This window comes from Paraburkholderia sp. GAS334 (assembly GCF_050436625.1).
Taxonomy (GTDB): Bacteria; Pseudomonadota; Gammaproteobacteria; order Burkholderiales; family Burkholderiaceae; genus Paraburkholderia.
Genome location: NZ_JBNDMO010000022.1, coordinates 1 through 17,332, shown reverse-complemented (window position 1 = coordinate 17,332; position 17,332 = coordinate 1). Strand labels below are relative to the sequence as shown.

Here is a 17,332-nt window from a genome sequence, read left to right as displayed (position 1 = left end):
GTTATATGTTCTGGCTGATCGAGTGGGCTTGGGGGTATATGCGTTTTAATATGGACAGAAAGAACCGTCAAGGGTGGCTTACCCGCAACACCTTGATACGGCGCGGGTTTGCGGGAATTTTGATGGCTCGACGGGTTGTGTCGAATTAGGTATTGTCACCCGGCTGCAACGCCGTCCAGAAAGCCTTTCGTGGGTCTGGCGGATTCGTGGCAGCTGGCAGTCACTGCGTACTACGGAATCACATGGTCGACATTTCTTCCTCTGGCGGCGACGCCGCCGCACGGCCCGCAGGCACGCCGGCAGCCACGGCTGCGGCCGCGCCGCGTCTCGCGTTGTCGGGCATCAGCAAACAATACCCGGCCGTGCGTGCGAACGACGACGTCACGCTCATCGTCGAGCCCGGCGAAATCCACGCGGTGCTCGGCGAAAACGGCGCGGGCAAGAGCACGTTGATGAAGATCATCTACGGCTCGGTGCGTCCCGACGCGGGCGAGATCCGCTGGGAAGGGCAAGCGGTTGAGATCGCGAGCCCGGCGGCCGCGCGCAAGCTCGGCATCGGCATGGTGTTCCAGCACTTCTCACTGTTCGAGACGCTGACCGCCGGCGAGAACATCGCGCTTGCGCTCGATGAGCCGTTCGACCTGAAGACGCTCTCGAAACGCATCCGCGAAGTGTCGGCGGATTACGGCCTCGATATCGATCCGCAGCGTCATGTCCACAGCCTGACGGTGGGCGAGCGGCAACGCGTCGAGATCGTGCGCTGCCTGCTGCAGAATCCGCGTCTGCTGATCATGGACGAGCCGACGTCCGTCCTGACGCCGCAAGCCGTCCGCAAGCTCTTCGCGACGCTGAAGCGTCTCGCGTCCGAAGGCTGCAGCATTCTCTACATCAGCCACAAGCTCGACGAAATCCAGGAACTCTGCGATACCGCAACGGTAATGCGCGGCGGCCGCGTAACCGGCCACGTGAAGCCGCGTGAGGAAACGCACGCGTCGCTGGCGCAGCTGATGGTCGGGCATTCGCTGCCTGACTACGAGCGCCGCGCGCATACACCGGGCGACGTGCTGCTCGAGGTGAAGCACCTGTCGGTGGCAAGCGAGGATCCGTTCGGCACGTCGCTCGACGATGTGTCGTTCGCGGTTCACGCGGGCGAAGTGTTCGGTATTGCCGGCGTGTCGGGTAACGGGCAGGCGGAACTGCTCGCGGCGTTGTCCGGCGAGCAACGTGGCACGCGTGCCGATGCGGTCACGATCTGCGGCAAGGCGGCGGGCAAGCTTGGCGCGGGCGGCCGTCGTTCACTCGGCTTTGCGTTCGTGCCGGAGGAGCGGCTCGGTCGCGGCGCGGTGCCGGCGATGTCGCTGGCCGATAATGCGCTCCTGACCGCGCATCGTCAGAAGATGGTGACTTCCGGCTGGATCAACACGAAAGCAATGCGCGCGTTTGCGGACCGCTGCATCGCTTCGTTCGACGTGCGCTGCGGCGGTGCGGATGCGCTCGCGCAGAGCCTGTCGGGCGGCAATCTGCAGAAGTACATCGTCGGCCGGGAGATTCTGCAGGCGCCGACGGTGCTGGTGGTTGCGCAGCCGACATGGGGTGTCGATGTCGGCGCCGCCGCGTTCATCCGGCAGCAGCTTCTGGATCTGTCGGCGAGCGGCGTCGCGATCCTGGTGATCTCCGAAGAACTCGAAGAGCTGTTCGATATCTGCGATCGCATCGCAGTGCTCGCGCGCGGCCGTCTGTCGCCTGTGCGTGCGACCGGCGATACCAACGCTGAAGAAATCGGGCGCTGGATGGCAGGTCTCTTCGGCGAGCGCAACAGCGGCGCCGAAGGCACGCCGCCGTCGTCCGGACAGCCGGCGCACGCCTGAGCGCGTGCACCGGCAGCCCGGACCATACGCGATACGCGCTCGAACACATAACAACACGCTAACCACGGCTACCCATGATTTTTCCGTACCGACTCGAAGCGCGCACGACACCTTCCCGCACGATGCGGATTGCGGTCCCGCTCATCGCCGCGCTCCTGACGCTGGCGATCGGCTTCCTGATTTTCAGTCTCGTCGGGCGTGATCCGCTGCAGGCAATGCATGCGTTTTTCATCGAACCGCTGTCGAGCGTCAATGGCTGGTCAGAACTGCTGCTGAAAGCGTCGCCGTTGTGCCTGATCGGTCTTGGCCTCGCGGTCGGCTATCGCGCGAATGTGTGGAACATTGGCGCTGAAGGGCAGATGATCCTCGGCGGCATTGGCGCGAGCGGCGTGGCGATCTGGTTCGACCAGTCGACCGGGTGGTGGATCCTGTTCCTGATGATGATCGCCGGCATGCTGGCCGGCATGGCGTGGGCCGCGATTCCCGCGCTGCTCAAAAGCCGCTTCAACACGAACGAAATCCTGACGAGCCTGATGTTCACCTACGTCGCGACGCAGCTTTTGATCTGGCTCGTGAGTGGCCCGTGGCGCGATCCGCAGGGCATGAACTTCCCGCTGTCGGAAATGTTCAGCGGTGACGCACTCTATCCGACCTTCGCCGGCGACTGGCACTGGAAATTCCTGCGCGGCACGCGTCTGAACGCGTCGATCATTGTCACGCTGATCGCGATTCCGGTCGTGTGGGTGTTTATGCGCAAGAGCTTCGCGGGCTACCGGATGAACGTGGGCGGTCTTGCGCCGCTCGCCGCGCGCTACGCCGGCTTCTCCGACAAGAAGACGATCTGGACGTCGCTCCTGATCAGCGGCGCGCTCGCGGGCCTCGCCGGCATGGGCGAGATCGCCGGTCCGATCGGCCAGTTGCAGGCGACGTGGTCGCCGGGCTACGGCTTCACCGCGATCATCGTCGTGTTCGTTGGACGGTTGCATCCGGTCGGCATCGTGCTGGCGAGTCTGCTGATGGCGCTCCTGTATCTCGGCGGCGAAGCCGTGCAGACTTCGATGCAGTTGCCGCAGGCGCTCTCCGGCGTGTTTCAGGGGCTGCTGCTGTTCTGCCTGCTGGGCGCCGACCTGTTCGTGAACTACCGCGTGCGCCGCCACACCGTGGCCGCATCGACCCACTGATTTCCCGACGATCTCCATGGACATTCAACAAGCCAGCGCGCTCACCTCGAGCGCCGTCGCCGCCGCCATTCCGCTGATGTTCGCGGGCGCGGGCGAACTCGTCACCGAGAAGTCGGGTGTACTCAATCTGGGCGTCGAAGGGATGATGCTGATGGGCGCCGTCAGCGGCTACGCGGTCACCGCGATTACCGGCAGCCCGTGGCTCGGCGTCGTCGCCGCAATCGCCGCGGGTCTCGCGATGGCGCTGCTATTCGCGTTCCTGACGTTGACGATGCTCGCCAACCAGGTCGCCACCGGGCTCTCGCTGACCATCTTCGGCATCGGCCTGTCGGCCTATGTCGGCAAGCCCTACACGTCGGCGGCCGTGCGCGCGACGATCGAAACGTGGACGATTCCGGGGCTCTCGAAGATTCCCGTGATCGGGCCGGCGTTTTTCAGCCTCACGCCGCTCGATTACCTCGCATTCGCGATGTTCGTCGTGATCGGCTGGTTCCTGTACCGCACGCGCGCCGGGCTCGTGCTGCGCTCGGTCGGCGAATCGCCGGCGGTCGCGCACTCGGTCGGCTTTCCGGTGATTGGCGTGCGTTACGGCGCGACGCTCTTCGGCGGCGGCATGGCAGGCCTCGCGGGCGGCTACTACTCGATCGTGAATCTGCATCTGTGGCAGGAACAGTTGACATCCGGCCGCGGCTGGATCGCGCTCGCGCTCGTCGTGTTCGCGACGTGGCGACCGGGGCGTCTCCTGATTGGCGCGCTGCTGTTCGGCGCGGTCACGGGCCTGCAGTTCTACGCGCAGGCGATCGGCGTGCCAATCCCGACGCAGTTCCTCGCGATGACGCCGTATATCGCGACCGTCGTCGTGCTGGTGCTCATCTCGCGCAACCCGAATACGATCCGCCTGAACGCGCCGGCGTCGCTCGGCAAACCTTTCTTTGCCGCGGGCTGACAACGCGACGCGCCCTTGACGCGTCACATAAACGCTTTGAACATTCGAATTACACGACAGGAGAAACCACGATGAGAAGAAAAATGCTGACCGCGCTCGCGCTGGCAGCCGCCACGCTGAGCCTCGGGGCGACGCTGACGGAAACCGCACGCGCTGCCGATGCCCCGGGCGTCGCGTTCGTCTACCTCGGCAACCCGGGCGACGCCGGCTGGACCTTCGCGCACGATCAGGGCTCGAAGGAAGCCGAGGCGAAATTCGGCAGCAAGATCAAGATTACGCGCGTGGAAAACGTACCCGAATCGGCTGACTCGGAACGCGTGTTCCGCGATCTGGCGAACAAGGGCAACAAGATCATCATCGGTTCGAGCTTCGGCTTCCAGGACTTTGAACTGAAGGTCGCGAAGGACTTCCCGGATACGGTGTTCCTGCACGCGACCGGCTACAAGAAGGCCCCGAACTTCGGCACGTATGACGTGCGGATGTACCAGGGCGCGTATCTGGCGGGGGTTGCCGCGGGCTACGTGACGAAGACCAACACGCTCGGCTTCGTGGCATCGGTACCGATTCCGGAAGTGGTGCGCAACATCAACGCCTACACGCTCGGCGCACGCTCGGTGAATCCGAAGATTCACACGAAGGTCATCTGGATCAACAGCTGGTTCGATCCGGGCAAGGAAAAGCAGGCGGCTGAAACGCTGATCGGGCAGGGCGCCGACGTGCTGCTGCAGAACACTGATTCGAGCGCGACGCTCGCAACGGCTTCGGAAAAGCACGTGCACGCGTTCGGCTGGGATTCGGACATGAAGAAGTTCGGTCCTGAAGCTCACCTGGGTTCGGTGGTGGCGCATTGGGGCGTGTACTACAACGCGGCGATCCAGCAGGTGCTGGACGGCAAGTGGAAGAACGACCCGGTGTGGTGGGGCATTCCGCAGAAGGCCGTCAACCTGGAAGACCTGAACACGGGCGCGATTCCGGCCAATGCGCAGAAGGATGTCGATGCGAAGCGCACCGAGCTCGCAGGCGGCAAGTGGGACGTGTTCACCGGCCCGATCAAGGATCAGGCGGGCAGCGTGAAGGTTCCGGCTGGCAAGACGCTGACCGATCCGGAACTGCAACGGATCAACTGGTACGTGGAAGGCGTGGACGGCTCGCTGCCGAAGTAACGCGTCACAGCGTCCTGCGATCTTCGCGAGACGCCAATGTTCGACCACGCGGCGGCCTTTTGAGGTCGCTGCTTTCAGGGGCTGTGTTCCGAATGGGCGCAGCCCTTTTTGTTGCGCGCGGCGTGCGCAATCGCAATCGCGCGGGCCGACGCGAACCTGGATGGGACGCGCTAATCGTCGATCCGCAGGCCGACCTTGAGCGTTACCTGCCAGTGGACGACTTTGTCGTCCTCGATCTGTCCGCGTGTCTCAGTGACCTGGAACCAGTGCAGGTTGCGCAGCGTCTTCCCTGCTTTTTCGATCGCAATGCGCACGGCGTCATCGCTCGATTGCGTCGATGATCCCGTCAGCTCGATCTGCTTGTAGACGTGGTCTTTCATGAGCCCTCCTTGGGTTGAAGAAAGTATAGGCAATGATGCGGCCATCGGCGGACCGCGAGCACGCTGGCGGTCAATCCGCACATAGCGTGCCCGGCCCGGCGCTCCGCGTTCCACGCCGCGCGCCGGGCGGTATCATCGCCCTGACTTCAAAACCCGACTCGTAAGGAACGACACCGTGGAAATCGGATTCTGTGGCCCCGGCCTGATGGGCGCGCCGATGATCAGGCATTTACTGCGCGCCGGACATGCGGTGCATGTCTGGAACCGCACGCGCGCGAAGTCAGAGGCATTGCAGGCGGACGGCGCACAGGTCGTCGATACGCCACGTGAGCTGGTCGGGCACGCCGAAGCGATCGTGCTGTGCCTCGCCGACGCGGCGGCGGTCGAAGCGGTCGTGTTCGGCGACCACGGCGTGCTGGCTCCGGCGGCACACGCAGAAGCGCGCGGCAAGCTGCGCTGGATCGTCGATCACTCGAGCATTCCACCTGGCGTGACGCGGCGGCTCGCAGAGCGCGCTGCAGCGGCTGGCGTGGGCTGGGTCGACGCACCCGTCTCCGGTGGCACAGTGGGCGCCGTAGCGGGCACGCTGGCCGTGATGGCGGGCGGAGAAGCCGCCGACGTCGAAGCCGTCACACCGCTGGTCAAGGCATACGCCGCGCGCGTGACGCATATGGGCGCGGCAGGCGCGGGCCAGACGACCAAGCTGTGCAACCAGGCGATCGTCACGTCGACCGTCGCTGCGATTGCCGAAGCCGTGACGCTCGCGGAGCGCAGCGGCATCGACGCGGCGCGTCTCACTGAAGCGCTCGCGGGCGGCTGGGCCGACTCCGTGCTGCTGCAAACCTTCGTGCCACGTATGACGCAGCCTGGCTTCGCTCCGCTGGGCGCGCTGAAGACGTTCCAGAAGGACGTCGATACCGTCGCGGCGACGGCTGTCGAAACAGGCACGCCGATGCCTGTGTCCGGCACCGTCCAGCAACTGCTGCGGCTCGCCGTTGCTGGAGGTCTTGCCGATGCCGATTTCACGGCATTTATCGACGTATTGCAGCCAGACCGCCGTCGCGCGTCAGGCGGGAGTGACGGAACAAACCGGGCCGGATCGTAACCGGGCCGGAAGGCGCGCTCCGCAGGTAATTTCCACGATAACCTGCTAAAATATTCGGTTTTTCGCCGATATATCATTCAAAGGACGCGCCGTGCTGTCTACCGCCAACATCACCATGCAATTCGGGCCTAAGCCCCTCTTCGAGAATATCTCGGTCAAATTCGGGGAAGGCAACCGCTATGGCCTGATCGGAGCGAACGGTTGCGGCAAGTCGACGTTCATGAAGATCCTCGGCAGCGACCTTGAACCGAGCGCGGGCAACGTGATGCTCGAACCAAACGTGCGCCTCGGCAAATTGCGCCAGGACCAGTTTGCGTACGAAGACGTGCGCGTGCTCGACGTCGTCATGATGGGCCACACCGAAATGTGGGCTGCGATGACCGAGCGCGACGCGATCTACGCGAACCCGGACGCCACCGACGACGACTACATGCATGCCGCCGAACTCGAAGCGAGGTTCGCCGAGTACGACGGCTATACGGCAGAAGCGCGCGCGGGCGAACTGCTGCTCGGCATCGGCATCGCGATTGCCGATCACAACGGCCCGATGAGCAACGTCGCGCCGGGCTGGAAGCTGCGTGTGCTGCTCGCGCAGGCGCTGTTCTCGAAGCCGGACGTGCTGCTGCTGGATGAACCGACCAACAACCTGGACATCAACTCGATCCGCTGGCTGGAAGACGTGCTCAACCAGTACAACTCGACGATGATCATCATCTCGCACGATCGACATTTCCTGAACCAGGTCTGTACGCACATGGCCGACATGGACTACGGCACGCTGAAGGTCTATCCGGGCAACTACGACGACTACATGCTCGCCAGCACGCAGGCGCGTGAGCGCCAGCAGGCGGCCAACGCGAAGGCGAAGGAACGCGTCGCGGATCTGCAGGACTTCGTGCGCCGCTTCTCGGCGAACAAGTCGAAGGCGCGTCAGGCCACGAGCCGCGCGAAGCAGATCGAGAAGATCAAGATCGAGGAATTCAAGCCGTCGTCGCGGCAGAATCCGTTTATCCGCTTCGAGTACGAGAAGAAGCTGCACAACATCGCGGTGGTTGCCGACACGATCACGAAGAAGTACGACCGCACGATCTTCCAGAACTTCAACCTGAGCGTGCAGCCGGGCGAGCGCATCGCGATCATCGGCGAGAACGGCGCGGGCAAGACAACGCTGCTGCGTTCGTTGCGCGGCAAGCTCGAACTCGATCACGGCACGGTGAAGTGGGCGGAAAACGCAAACATCGGTTACATGCCGCAGGACACATACGAAGAGTTTCCGGACGACATCACGCTGATGGACTGGATCGACAACTATCGTCAGGAAGGCGATGACGAGCAGTCGGTGCGTGGCACGCTCGGCCGTCTGCTGTTCAATGCGGACGACATCCGCAAGTCGGTGAAGGTGCTGTCGGGTGGTGAGAAAGGCCGCATGATCTGGGGCAAGCTGATGCTCGGCCGGCACAACGTCCTGCTGATGGACGAGCCGACCAACCACATGGACATGGAGTCGATCGAGTCGCTGCAGATCGCGCTCGAGAAGTATGAAGGCACGCTGATCTTCGTTTCGCACGACCGTGAATTCGTGAGCGGCCTCGCGAACCGGATCATCGAAGTGCGTACGAACGGCACGCTGAACGACTTCGGCGGTAATTACGAAGATTTCCTGTTGAGCCAGGGCGTGCAGTAATCACAACGCACACAGGTCCCAGCAGGTCCCGGTAGTGTCGAGAAAGCCCGCTTCATCCGAAGCGGGCTTTTTTCATGGGCGGGCACGGCAGCGTCCGACGAGCCCCCCGCGCGACAGTGTTGCAAAGCCATTGCTATTTGCATCGCCAGTGATCTGAATCAACAGAGCGCGTGCTCGACACGGCGCGCGCTCTTTCTGTTTGACCTCGCGCAATGCAAGGTTCGGCCCATTCGCGACTATGGACGTTTTACGTCGACGACGCGGGGCTCTCATGTTTCCATCGCATTCTTTTCCCCCACTCGTGATTCGCGGCCGTTCGCTGTTGCCGGTCGTGCAGGGCGGCATGGGCGTCGGCATCTCGGCGCACCGGCTCGCTGGCAGCGTCGCCCGTGAAGGCGCGTTAGGCACGATCGCGAGCATCGATCTGCGGCACCATCACGCGGATCTCGTCGAACAGTGCCGTGTCCATCCGGATCGCGAGACGCTCGAACGCGCGAACCTCACCGCGCTCGCACGCGAAATCAGGGCCGCGCGCCTGCTGAGCGAAGGGCGCGGCATGATCGCCGTCAACGTGATGAAAGCGGTCAACGCGCATGCCGACTACGTGCGTGTCGCGTGCGAAAACGGTGCGGACGCGATCGTCATGGGAGCAGGCTTGCCGCTGGATCTGCCGGACCTGACACACGCGTACGACGTCGCGCTTGTTCCAATCCTGTCGGACAGCCGTGGCGCGGCGCTCGTGCTCAAGAAATGGATGAAGAAGGGCCGTCTGCCGGATGCCATCGTGATCGAGCATCCCGCACATGCGGGCGGCCATCTCGGCGTCACGAATCTCGCGGACATGCACGACGGTCGCTTCGAATTTGCCCGCGTACTCGACGAAATGCAGGCGGTGTTCGCCTCGCTGGGTCTGAGCCGCGACGACGTGCCGCTGATCGTCGCGGGCGGCATCAATAGTCACGAGGCCGTGCGCGCGTGCCTCGCGGCGGGCGCGAATGGTGTGCAACTCGGCACGCCGTTCGCCGTGACCGAGGAGGGCGATGCGCATCCCGATTTCAAGCGCGTGCTGGCCGAAGCGACGCCGGAAGACATCGTCGAATTCGTCAGCGTGACGGGGCTTCCTGCGCGTGCCGTCAAAACGCCGTGGCTCACGCGCTATCTGCGGCACGAGGAGCGCATCCGCACGAAGATCGGTGCGCTCAAACACGCGTGTCCAACCGCGCTCGAGTGCCTGAGCGCGTGTGGCCTGCGTGACGGCATCGAAAAGTTCGGACACTTCTGTATCGACACGCGCCTTGCTGCCGCGCTGCGTGGCGACGTCACCAACGGCCTGTTCTTTCGCGGTCGCGAAGCGCTACCGTTTGGCAACGCGATCCGCAGCGTGCATGACCTGCTCGAACTGTTGCTCACAGGCGCGGCGCGACCGCCTGTCGCACGTCATGGTGCCTTCTCGCTTCGTTGACGCCCGTCAACGACGACTGGTCCTAAGGCCCTGGAAAATGTAGGGGCTTTATGACAACGAGGAAAGACAACATGAAGAAGCGATTCAACGGGGTAGGCGCGGTTGTATGCGCGCTGAGCATGTGCGTGGCGATGCAGGCTGTTGCAGCTGAGGCAACGTCCCAGGCAACGTCGGAAGGTGGCATTCACGCAGGTGACGTACTCGTGCGTCTGCGGGCCATCAGCATCCTGCCGCAGGTCGGCACGAACAATACGTTGTCGGCGCTGAATGTCGACGTCAACAACGCAACGGTGCCGGAGCTCGACTTCACTTACATGATTCGCGACAACATCGGCGTCGAGCTGATTCTGGGCACGTCGCGGCATCAACTGACGTCGAATCTCGGCGGGCTGGGTGGCGTGAACGTATTGCCGCCCACGCTGCTGCTGCAATACCACTTCAACCATCAGGGCACGGTGCGGCCGTATGTCGGTGCCGGGTTGAACTACACCTTGTTCTACAACAACGGCTTGAACGCAGGTGGCCAGCCGATCTCGATCAGCAACCATAGTTTCGGGCCGGCTTTGCAGGCGGGTGTCGATGTGCAGGTGGCGAAGAATCTGTTCATCAACGCCGACGTCAAGAAGATCTGGATGCGCACCGATGCATCGCTCGGCGGCACCTCACTGGGCACGCTGCATATCGATCCACTGGTGGTCGGTATCGGCGTTGGGATGAAGTTCTGACGCGCGTTGTGTTCGTGCGCGTGACAGTTGCCGGTTCCCGGGTATTCCAGCAATCGTCGCGCGCGTGAATTGCCTCGTCAGAGATGGTCGTTCTGGAATCGCATCGCGGTGCCTTCACGTTTGATGCGCTCCCAGACTGCGAGCTTTTCGTCGTCGCTCAGGAACACCCAGTTCGACACTTCGATGGCTGTGCGTCCGCAACCCTTGCAGATTTCGTCGAAGAGCGTCGAGCAGACGCCAATGCAGGGGCTGTCGGGAAGGTCGTGAAGATTTGAAGCCATGAAGTTGTCCGGGCGGAGAAGGTGAACGGAAACCGTCCGACATGTTAACCGATCCGGTAGATCCCCGATCCGGGTGATCCATCTGCGGATCCGGGGAATCTGCGGAATCCGGGGAATCTGGCGGGTCCGGCGAATCCGGTGAAACCGCCACGATCAGGGGAACCGCGTGCGGGTGTGTCAATCATCCGCACGCCACTCGCGCATCACCGCGCGATGTTGTATCCGATCCGCGCAACCCAGTGCTGGCGATTGGATGAGGCGCTTTGATACAGGGCCACGAGACAAAGGCGCACGAGCCATTTCGCCAGGCAGGCCAGGCGAAGTGTGATTGCATTGTAAGAGGCGGCTTAAAAAACGGTCGAGACAGGTTGAAGGCGCGCAGCAGGACGTCATTCCGCCAGCACCAGTTGCCACAGCAACGCGCCATTGAGCGTCAGGATCCCCGCGGCCGAAAGCCACGACAGCACGAGCGCCATGCCGTGCACGCGCCAGCTTCCCATCAGGGGCCGGCTCGACGCGAAGCTGATCAACGGCACGACCGCGAGTGGCAGTTGCAGGCTCAGCACCACCTGGCTTGCCACAAGTAACTGGTTCGAGCCGTGCTGGCCGAACATCGTGACGGCCAGCAGCGCCGGGCCCATCGCCAGCGAGCGCGTCAGCAGCGCGCGTTGCCAGCGCGGCAGGCGCAGTTCCAGGAAACCTTCCATGACCGCCTGGCCCGCGAGTGTGCCGGTTACGGTCGCACTCAACCCGCATGCGAGCAGCGCCGCCGCGAAGAGAATCGCCGCCCAGTGCGTGCCGACGATCGGCGCAATCAGCCGATGCGCGTCGGCGAGATCCGTCACGTCGCGATGGCCGCTGGCGTGGAAAACCGCCGCAGCGACAATCAGGAGCGCCGCGTTGATGACGAACGCGAACGACAGCGAGCCGAAGGTGTCGTAGTTGACGCCGCGTAACGCGTTCGCGATACCGGCGTCGTCGCCATCGGGCGCGTGGGTTTTGACGAGCGCCGAGTGCAGATACAGGTTGTGCGGCATCACCGTCGCGCCGAGGATGCCCGCCGCGAGCCACACCATGCCCGCGTTGCGCAGCAGGTCGGCATCCGGCACGACGCCGGCGAGCGCCGCGTGCCAGTCGGGCCGCGCGAGCGCCAGCTCGACGACGAAGCACAGCCCGACGAACATGATCAGCGCGACGACGCTCGCTTCGAGTGTGCGTCGTCCGCGGTGCTGGAGTGCGAGCATCGCGAAGGTGCCGACCGCCGAGAGCAGCACGCCGACCGTCAGCGACACGCCGAGCAGCAGTTGCAACGCAACCGCGCTGCCGACGACTTCCGCGACATCGCAGGCGATAATCGCGACTTCGCTCGTGAGCCACAGGAAGCGCGTGACGCGTCGGCTGAAGCGCTCGCGACACACCTGCGCAAGGTCGCGTCCCGTCACGACGCCCAGCCGCGACGACACCCACTGCAGCAGCATCCCCATCAGGCTCGACAGCAGCACGACGCTGAGCAGCCGGTAGCCGAAGCTCGCGCCGCCCGCCAGCGCCGTCGCCCAGTTGCCGGGATCCATATAGCCGACGGCGATCAGCGCGCCAGGGCCGACAAACGAAGACCAGTGTGTGGGCCGTCGAGGCGCGAGCCGTCCCGGGCCGCTGGCGGGAGCGCGCCGGCGGCGTCGGAGGCGACGCGTCGCGAACGGGTTTGTATTCATCGCGTTCTCTGGCAAACCGGCGCAAGGGGCAAACGAGGACAGATAAGGGGCATACAAAGCGCAGGCACGTGCCTGCTTCCGGACCGTGATTCGCTCAGAAGCTGACGGGCATCGTGACGAGCGACCCGGCGAGAAGCCGGTATCGCCGCCCCAGCGCGTGCGAAGTCGTGCCGTAACCTTACCTGTCAATCACCTTGCGCACGAAAGCATGCGCTACGGTGAGTCCATCAGCGGTAATGTTCTGAAAGCAGGACCTTTGGTAAAAACATAGGCGATGGGGTTTTTTTCGGGTGGACACGCGCCGATAACCCGATAAAATTGCGCCCAATTTTGCAATGCTGGCATCGCCCTCGTGAAGGCCGGCGCCAGCGCCGGGCCGGCCTTCTGGCTGTACCCTTTGCGCGACAGCACGCCATTTTTTTTGGAGCGTGCAGTATTTAGTGGTAGTTTTCGGGTTTTTCAGGGGTGCCGTGCGCGAAGCGCTGCGGTGTGAGCGGGGCAATGGCCGGGCAGAGCCGGCCAGGATCGGAGAACGGGATGAATAAACAGGTAATGGGCCGGCTGGCGGCGCTTGTGCTGTGCGCGGCCCCGTGGGTTACGGCCGCAGCAAAAGATACGCAGTTGAATGTGTATAACTGGTCGGATTACATTGCCAAGGACACGATCCCGAACTTCACGAAGCAGACCGGCGTCAAGGTCAAGTACGACAACTACGACAGCGACGACACCCTTCAGGCCAAGCTCCTCACGGGCAATTCGGGCTATGACATCGTCGTGCCGACCAGCAACTACGCTGGCAAGCAGATCGCAGCAGGCATTTTCGCGCCGCTCGACAAATCGAAACTCCCCAATCTCAAGTATCTCGACCCGACGCTGATGGCGCTCGTCGCCGGCGCGGATCCGGGCAACAAGTACGCGGTGCCCTGGGCATACGGCACGACCGGCCTCGGCTACAACGTGACGAAGGTCCAGCAGATCCTCGGCAAGAATGTGCCGCTCGACAACTGGGACGTGCTCTTCAAGCCGGAAAACATTTCGAAGCTGAAAGCCTGCGGCGTGTCGGTGCTCGACGCACCCGACCAGATGTTCGCCGCCGCGCTGCATTACATCGGCAAGGATCCGATGAGCACGAATCCGGACGACTACCGCGCCGCGCTCGCGATGATGAAGAAGATCCGTCCGTACATCACGCAGTTCAACTCGTCGGGTTACATCAACGACCTGGTGGGCGGCGACGTGTGCTTCGCATACGGCTGGTCCGGCGACGTGGTGATCGCGAAGCATCGGGCGGTCGAAGCGAAGAAGGCCTACAAGATCGAGTATTACATTCCGAAGGGCGGCGCTCCGGTCTGGTTCGACGTGATGGCGATTCCGAAGGATGCGAAGAACATGGAAGCCGCGCTCGAGTGGATCAACTACATCGAGACGCCGCAGGTCCACGCGGCGATCACGAACGAGGTCTACTATCCGAGCGCGAACCTCGAGGCGCGCAAGTACGTGGATAAGGACGTTGCGAACGATCCGGCCGTGTATCCGCCGGCAGACGTCATCAAGACCCTGTTCCTGCTCAAACCGTTGCCGCCGGAAGTGCAACGACTGCAGACGCGGCTGTGGACCGAGTTCAAGTCCGGCCGCTGATGCCTCGCAGACACACGTAATCGTGCATCATCATGAAGCCCCCGGTATCCACCGGGGGCTTTGTTCGTCAAACGCAGGAGCGAAGCAGCAGATCATGAGTAGTGACCAGTCGGGCGTGCTGGCAGGGGCCGGCACGCTGCCCCCGGGCAATTCCTTCGTCGCGGACGAAGCAGCGGAAAACTTCGTGCAGATCGTCGGCGTCGTCAAGAAGTTCGGCGAAACAGTCGCAGTCAAGGGCGTGGATCTGTCCGTCAAAAAGGGCGAGCTGTTTGCGTTGCTGGGCAGTTCCGGCTGCGGAAAGTCGACGCTGCTGCGCATGCTTGCGGGCCTCGAAACGGTCACGTCGGGCCGGATCCTGATCGACGGCGAAGACCTCGCGCAGATGCCGCCGTATCGCCGGCCGGTGAACATGATGTTTCAGTCGTATGCGCTTTTTCCGCATATGACCGTCGAATCCAACGTCGCGTTCGGTCTCAAGCAGGAAGGCGTGCCGAAGGCCGAACTGCGCGACCGCGTGCAGACCGCGCTCGAACTCGTGCAGATGGGCCGCTTTGCGAAGCGCAAGCCGCATCAGCTGTCGGGCGGCCAGCAGCAGCGTGCGGCGCTCGCGCGCAGTCTCGTCAAACGGCCGAAGCTGTTGCTACTCGACGAGCCGATGTCGGCGCTCGACAAGCAGATCCGTCAGCGCACGCAGATCGAACTCGTCAACATTCTCGATACCGTGGGTGTGACCTGCATCATGGTGACCCACGATCAGGAAGAGGCGATGACGATGGCGGGGCGTCTCGCCGTGATGAGCGAAGGCGAGATCGTGCAGCTCGGCACGCCGCACGAAGTCTACGAATATCCGAACAGCCGGTTCTCGGCGGAATTCATCGGTTCGACGAATCTGTTCGATGGCAATGTCGTCGAGGACGAACCGGATCACGTGTTCATCGAAACGTCGGACCTGCCGTGCCGCCTCTATGTGAATCACGGCATCACCGGGCCGCTCGGCATGCCCGTGACGATTTCCGTGCGGCCCGAGCGCATCGCGCTCACGCGCAAGCCGCCTGAAGGCGCGTACAACTGGGGCAAGGGCGTCATCACGAATATCGCGTACATGGGCGGCTATTCGCTGTACCACGTGAAGCTTGACGCCGGTAAGACGGTGATCGCGAATGTGTCGAGTCTCGCGCTCTCCGAGATCGAAACACCGACATGGGGCGACGAAATCTACGTGCGCTGGAGTGCATCGGCCGGTGTGGTGCTGACGTCATGAAACGGTCGATGAATTCGTTCGCATCGTGGCCCGTGAGGCGTTTTGGCCTGACTGGGCGCACGGCGGTCGTGGCGGGGCCGTTCGTCTGGCTGGTGCTGTTTTTCCTGGTGCCGTTCGTGCTGGTGGTGAAGATCAGTTTTGCCGATCTTCAGCTGGGTATTCCGCCGTACACGGAACTGACGTCGTTCAAGGACGGCGTGGTTCACATCGCGCTCGACGTGTCGCATTACGCGTTTCTCGTCACTGATAGCCTGTACTTCGCGACCTACGTGAATTCGGTGGTGGTGGCGGCGATTTCGACGCTGCTGTGCCTGCTGCTCGGTTATCCGATGGCGTATTACATTGCGCGTTCGAATCCATCGACGCGCAACATCCTGATGATGGCGGTGATGCTGCCTTTCTGGACATCGTTTCTGATTCGCGTGTACGCGTGGATCGGGATTCTGAAGAACAATGGCCTGCTCAATAACTTCCTGACGTCGATTGGCGTGATTCATGCGCCGATCGAGTTGTATCACACGAATACGGCTGTCTATATCGGCATGGTGTATTCGTATCTACCGTTTCTCGTGATGCCGCTGTATGCGCACCTGGTGAAGATGGATCTGACGCTGCTGGAAGCCGCCTACGATCTCGGCGCGAAACCGTGGAAGGCGTTTGTGCAGATTACGCTGCCGCTGTCGAAGAACGGGATTATCGCGGGCTGTCTGCTGGTGTTCATTCCGGCGGTGGGTGAGTACGTGATTCCGGAACTGCTGGGTGGCGCGAATACGCTGATGATTGGTCGCGTGATGTGGAATGAGTTCTTCGATAACGCTGACTGGCCGATGGCGTCCGCGGTGACGTGCGCGATGGTATTGCTGCTGCTGGTGCCGATGGCGTTCTTTCAGTATGCGCAGGCGAAAGAGCTGGAGGAAAAGCGCTGATGAAGCCGAATCGAATTCTGCAGATCGTTGCGCTTGGCATCGGTTTTCTGTTTCTGTATGTGCCGATTGTGAGTCTGGTGGTGTACTCGTTCAACGAGTCGCAACTGGTGACGGTCTGGACGAAGTTTTCTGTGCGCTGGTACCAGGCGTTACTGGATGATGACGAGCTGATCGCGGCCGCGTGGCTGTCGTTGAAAATCGGGTTGCTGACTGCGTTTGCTTCGGTGTTCATCGGCACGTGGGCCGGGTTTGTGCTCGCGCGGATGGGGCGGTTTCGCGGGTTCACGCTGTACACCGGGATGATCAATGCGCCGCTCGTGATTCCTGAAGTCATTCAGGGGATTTCGCTGCTGCTGCTCTTCATCGAAATGGGCAAGTGGCTGGGATGGCCTGCCGGCCGCGGGATTTTCACGATCTGGATCGGGCACGTGATGCTGTGCATTTCCTATGTCGCGATTATTGTGCAGTCGCGTGTTCGGGATCTGAATCCTTCGCTTGAAGAGGCCGCGCTGGATCTGGGGGCTACGCCGTTTCGGGTTTTCTTTGCTATTACGTTGCCGTTGATTTCCCAGGCTCTGGTTGCCGGGTGGCTGCTGTCGTTTACGCTTTCTATCGATGATCTTGTGTTGTCGGCGTTTCTTTCTGGGCCCGGGTCTACTACGCTGCCGCTTGTCGTTTTCTCGCGCGTGCGGCTTGGGTTGAATCCTGAGATGAATGCTCTAGCTACGTTGTTTATTTCGGTTGTCACCGTTGGGGTTATTGTTGCTAATCAGTTTATGCAACAGGCAGAGAAGAGGCGACTCGCTTTGGCGGTCTAAAGGTTTTTTGGTTTTCTCTGTTTGGGGTTTTTTGGTTTTTCTGGTCTGGTTTTTTGGCCTTTCCTTGTGGTCATGTCGGTCTATTGGGGGCCTGTCATAAATTTTGTGTGTAAGGCATAACATGTAGCTCAAGGAGCATGTATGCCACGCAAACCCAAGACGAGCCCCGAGGCCCAGACAGC

General features: G+C 62.3%; 15 protein-coding genes. 12 read left to right on the top strand and 3 right to left on the bottom strand.

Features of this window, described 5'->3' with window-relative positions:
- The first annotated feature begins 242 nt into the window (after nt 1-242).
- The 4 genes from P3T21_RS29225 (at nt 243) to P3T21_RS29210 (ending at nt 5,158) form a co-directional block, all read left to right on the top strand.
- A complete protein-coding gene (locus P3T21_RS29225) occupies nt 243-1,868 on the top strand; it encodes an ABC transporter ATP-binding protein (RefSeq protein WP_429259439.1) in 1,626 nt (541 codons plus the stop codon).
- Nucleotides 1,869-1,942: 74 nt separating this feature from the next.
- On the top strand, nt 1,943-3,049 hold the full coding sequence (locus P3T21_RS29220) for an ABC transporter permease (RefSeq protein ID WP_429259438.1): 1,107 nt from the start codon (nt 1,943-1,945) through the stop codon (nt 3,047-3,049).
- 16 nt (nt 3,050-3,065) lie between these two features.
- The gene (locus tag P3T21_RS29215) at nt 3,066-3,995 is read left to right on the top strand and encodes an ABC transporter permease (protein WP_429259437.1); all 930 of its coding nucleotides are present in this window, start codon (nt 3,066-3,068) and stop codon (nt 3,993-3,995) included.
- A gap of 71 nt (nt 3,996-4,066) precedes the next feature.
- On the top strand, nt 4,067-5,158 hold the full coding sequence (locus P3T21_RS29210; protein ID WP_429259436.1) for a BMP family ABC transporter substrate-binding protein: 1,092 nt from the start codon (nt 4,067-4,069) through the stop codon (nt 5,156-5,158).
- A 170-nt stretch (nt 5,159-5,328) separates the two neighbouring features.
- On the opposite strand, the gene P3T21_RS29205 is transcribed toward P3T21_RS29210, so the two are convergent.
- A complete protein-coding gene (locus P3T21_RS29205) occupies nt 5,329-5,538 on the bottom strand; it encodes a dodecin (RefSeq protein ID WP_429259435.1) in 210 nt (69 codons plus the stop codon).
- A 175-nt stretch (nt 5,539-5,713) separates the two neighbouring features.
- Between P3T21_RS29205 and P3T21_RS29200 the strand changes: the two genes are divergently transcribed.
- From P3T21_RS29200 to P3T21_RS29185, 4 genes are all read left to right on the top strand, one after another.
- Entirely contained in the window at nt 5,714-6,643 is a 930-nt protein-coding gene (locus P3T21_RS29200) for an NAD(P)-dependent oxidoreductase (RefSeq protein ID WP_429259434.1), read from the top strand.
- Between the two features lie 91 nt (nt 6,644-6,734).
- A complete protein-coding gene (locus P3T21_RS29195; RefSeq protein WP_429259433.1) occupies nt 6,735-8,327 on the top strand; it encodes an ABC-F family ATPase in 1,593 nt (530 codons plus the stop codon).
- A gap of 271 nt (nt 8,328-8,598) precedes the next feature.
- Entirely contained in the window at nt 8,599-9,789 is a 1,191-nt protein-coding gene (locus tag P3T21_RS29190) for an NAD(P)H-dependent flavin oxidoreductase (RefSeq protein ID WP_429259432.1), read from the top strand.
- Nucleotides 9,790-9,860: 71 nt separating this feature from the next.
- Nucleotides 9,861-10,514, top strand: coding sequence for an OmpW/AlkL family protein (locus P3T21_RS29185; RefSeq protein WP_429259431.1), 654 nt, complete (start codon nt 9,861-9,863; stop codon nt 10,512-10,514).
- 77 nt (nt 10,515-10,591) lie between these two features.
- Here the strand turns inward: P3T21_RS29185 and P3T21_RS29180 are convergent, their stop codons facing one another.
- Both P3T21_RS29180 and P3T21_RS29175 read right to left on the bottom strand, forming a co-directional pair.
- Complete coding sequence (locus P3T21_RS29180) at nt 10,592-10,795, bottom strand: DUF1289 domain-containing protein (RefSeq protein WP_429259430.1); 204 nt, start codon at nt 10,793-10,795, stop codon at nt 10,592-10,594.
- Nucleotides 10,796-11,184: 389 nt separating this feature from the next.
- Entirely contained in the window at nt 11,185-12,507 is a 1,323-nt protein-coding gene (locus tag P3T21_RS29175; protein WP_429259429.1) for an Nramp family divalent metal transporter, read from the bottom strand.
- 537 nt (nt 12,508-13,044) lie between these two features.
- Between P3T21_RS29175 and P3T21_RS29170 the strand changes: the two genes are divergently transcribed.
- The 4 genes from P3T21_RS29170 (at nt 13,045) to P3T21_RS29155 (ending at nt 17,150) form a co-directional block, all read left to right on the top strand.
- Nucleotides 13,045-14,145 carry a polyamine ABC transporter substrate-binding protein gene (locus P3T21_RS29170; RefSeq protein WP_429259428.1) on the top strand — a complete coding sequence of 367 codons (1,101 nt, stop codon included), beginning with the start codon at nt 13,045-13,047 and terminating at the stop codon, nt 14,143-14,145.
- A 94-nt stretch (nt 14,146-14,239) separates the two neighbouring features.
- The gene (locus P3T21_RS29165; RefSeq protein WP_429259427.1) at nt 14,240-15,406 is read left to right on the top strand and encodes an ABC transporter ATP-binding protein; all 1,167 of its coding nucleotides are present in this window, start codon (nt 14,240-14,242) and stop codon (nt 15,404-15,406) included.
- On the top strand, nt 15,403-16,332 hold the full coding sequence (locus P3T21_RS29160) for an ABC transporter permease subunit (protein ID WP_429259426.1): 930 nt from the start codon (nt 15,403-15,405) through the stop codon (nt 16,330-16,332). The genes P3T21_RS29165 and P3T21_RS29160 overlap by 4 nt, the downstream gene beginning before the upstream one ends.
- Nucleotides 16,332-17,150: an ABC transporter permease subunit gene (locus tag P3T21_RS29155; protein WP_429259503.1), complete on the top strand. Its 819-nt coding sequence runs from the start codon at nt 16,332-16,334 to the stop codon at nt 17,148-17,150. Before P3T21_RS29160 ends, P3T21_RS29155 begins: the two co-directional genes overlap by 1 nt.
- Nucleotides 17,151-17,332 lie beyond the last annotated feature (182 nt).

What these genes read in the sequence shown, in the direction of transcription:
- P3T21_RS29225 (WP_429259439.1), top strand. Translation starts at nt 243, where the DNA reads ATGGTCGACATTTCTTCCTCTGGCGGCGACGCCGCCGCACGGCCCGCA.
- P3T21_RS29220 (WP_429259438.1), top strand. Translation starts at nt 1,943, where the DNA reads ATGATTTTTCCGTACCGACTCGAAGCGCGCACGACACCTTCCCGCACG.
- P3T21_RS29215 (WP_429259437.1), top strand. Translation starts at nt 3,066, where the DNA reads ATGGACATTCAACAAGCCAGCGCGCTCACCTCGAGCGCCGTCGCCGCC.
- P3T21_RS29210 (WP_429259436.1), top strand. Translation starts at nt 4,067, where the DNA reads ATGAGAAGAAAAATGCTGACCGCGCTCGCGCTGGCAGCCGCCACGCTG.
- P3T21_RS29205 (WP_429259435.1), bottom strand. Translation starts at nt 5,538, where the DNA reads ATGAAAGACCACGTCTACAAGCAGATCGAGCTGACGGGATCATCGACG.
- P3T21_RS29190 (WP_429259432.1), top strand. Translation starts at nt 8,599, where the DNA reads ATGTTTCCATCGCATTCTTTTCCCCCACTCGTGATTCGCGGCCGTTCG.
- P3T21_RS29185 (WP_429259431.1), top strand. Translation starts at nt 9,861, where the DNA reads ATGAAGAAGCGATTCAACGGGGTAGGCGCGGTTGTATGCGCGCTGAGC.
- P3T21_RS29180 (WP_429259430.1), bottom strand. Translation starts at nt 10,795, where the DNA reads ATGGCTTCAAATCTTCACGACCTTCCCGACAGCCCCTGCATTGGCGTC.
- P3T21_RS29175 (WP_429259429.1), bottom strand. Translation starts at nt 12,507, where the DNA reads ATGAATACAAACCCGTTCGCGACGCGTCGCCTCCGACGCCGCCGGCGC.
- P3T21_RS29170 (WP_429259428.1), top strand. Translation starts at nt 13,045, where the DNA reads ATGAATAAACAGGTAATGGGCCGGCTGGCGGCGCTTGTGCTGTGCGCG.
- P3T21_RS29165 (WP_429259427.1), top strand. Translation starts at nt 14,240, where the DNA reads ATGAGTAGTGACCAGTCGGGCGTGCTGGCAGGGGCCGGCACGCTGCCC.
- P3T21_RS29160 (WP_429259426.1), top strand. Translation starts at nt 15,403, where the DNA reads ATGAAACGGTCGATGAATTCGTTCGCATCGTGGCCCGTGAGGCGTTTT.
- P3T21_RS29155 (WP_429259503.1), top strand. Translation starts at nt 16,332, where the DNA reads ATGAAGCCGAATCGAATTCTGCAGATCGTTGCGCTTGGCATCGGTTTT.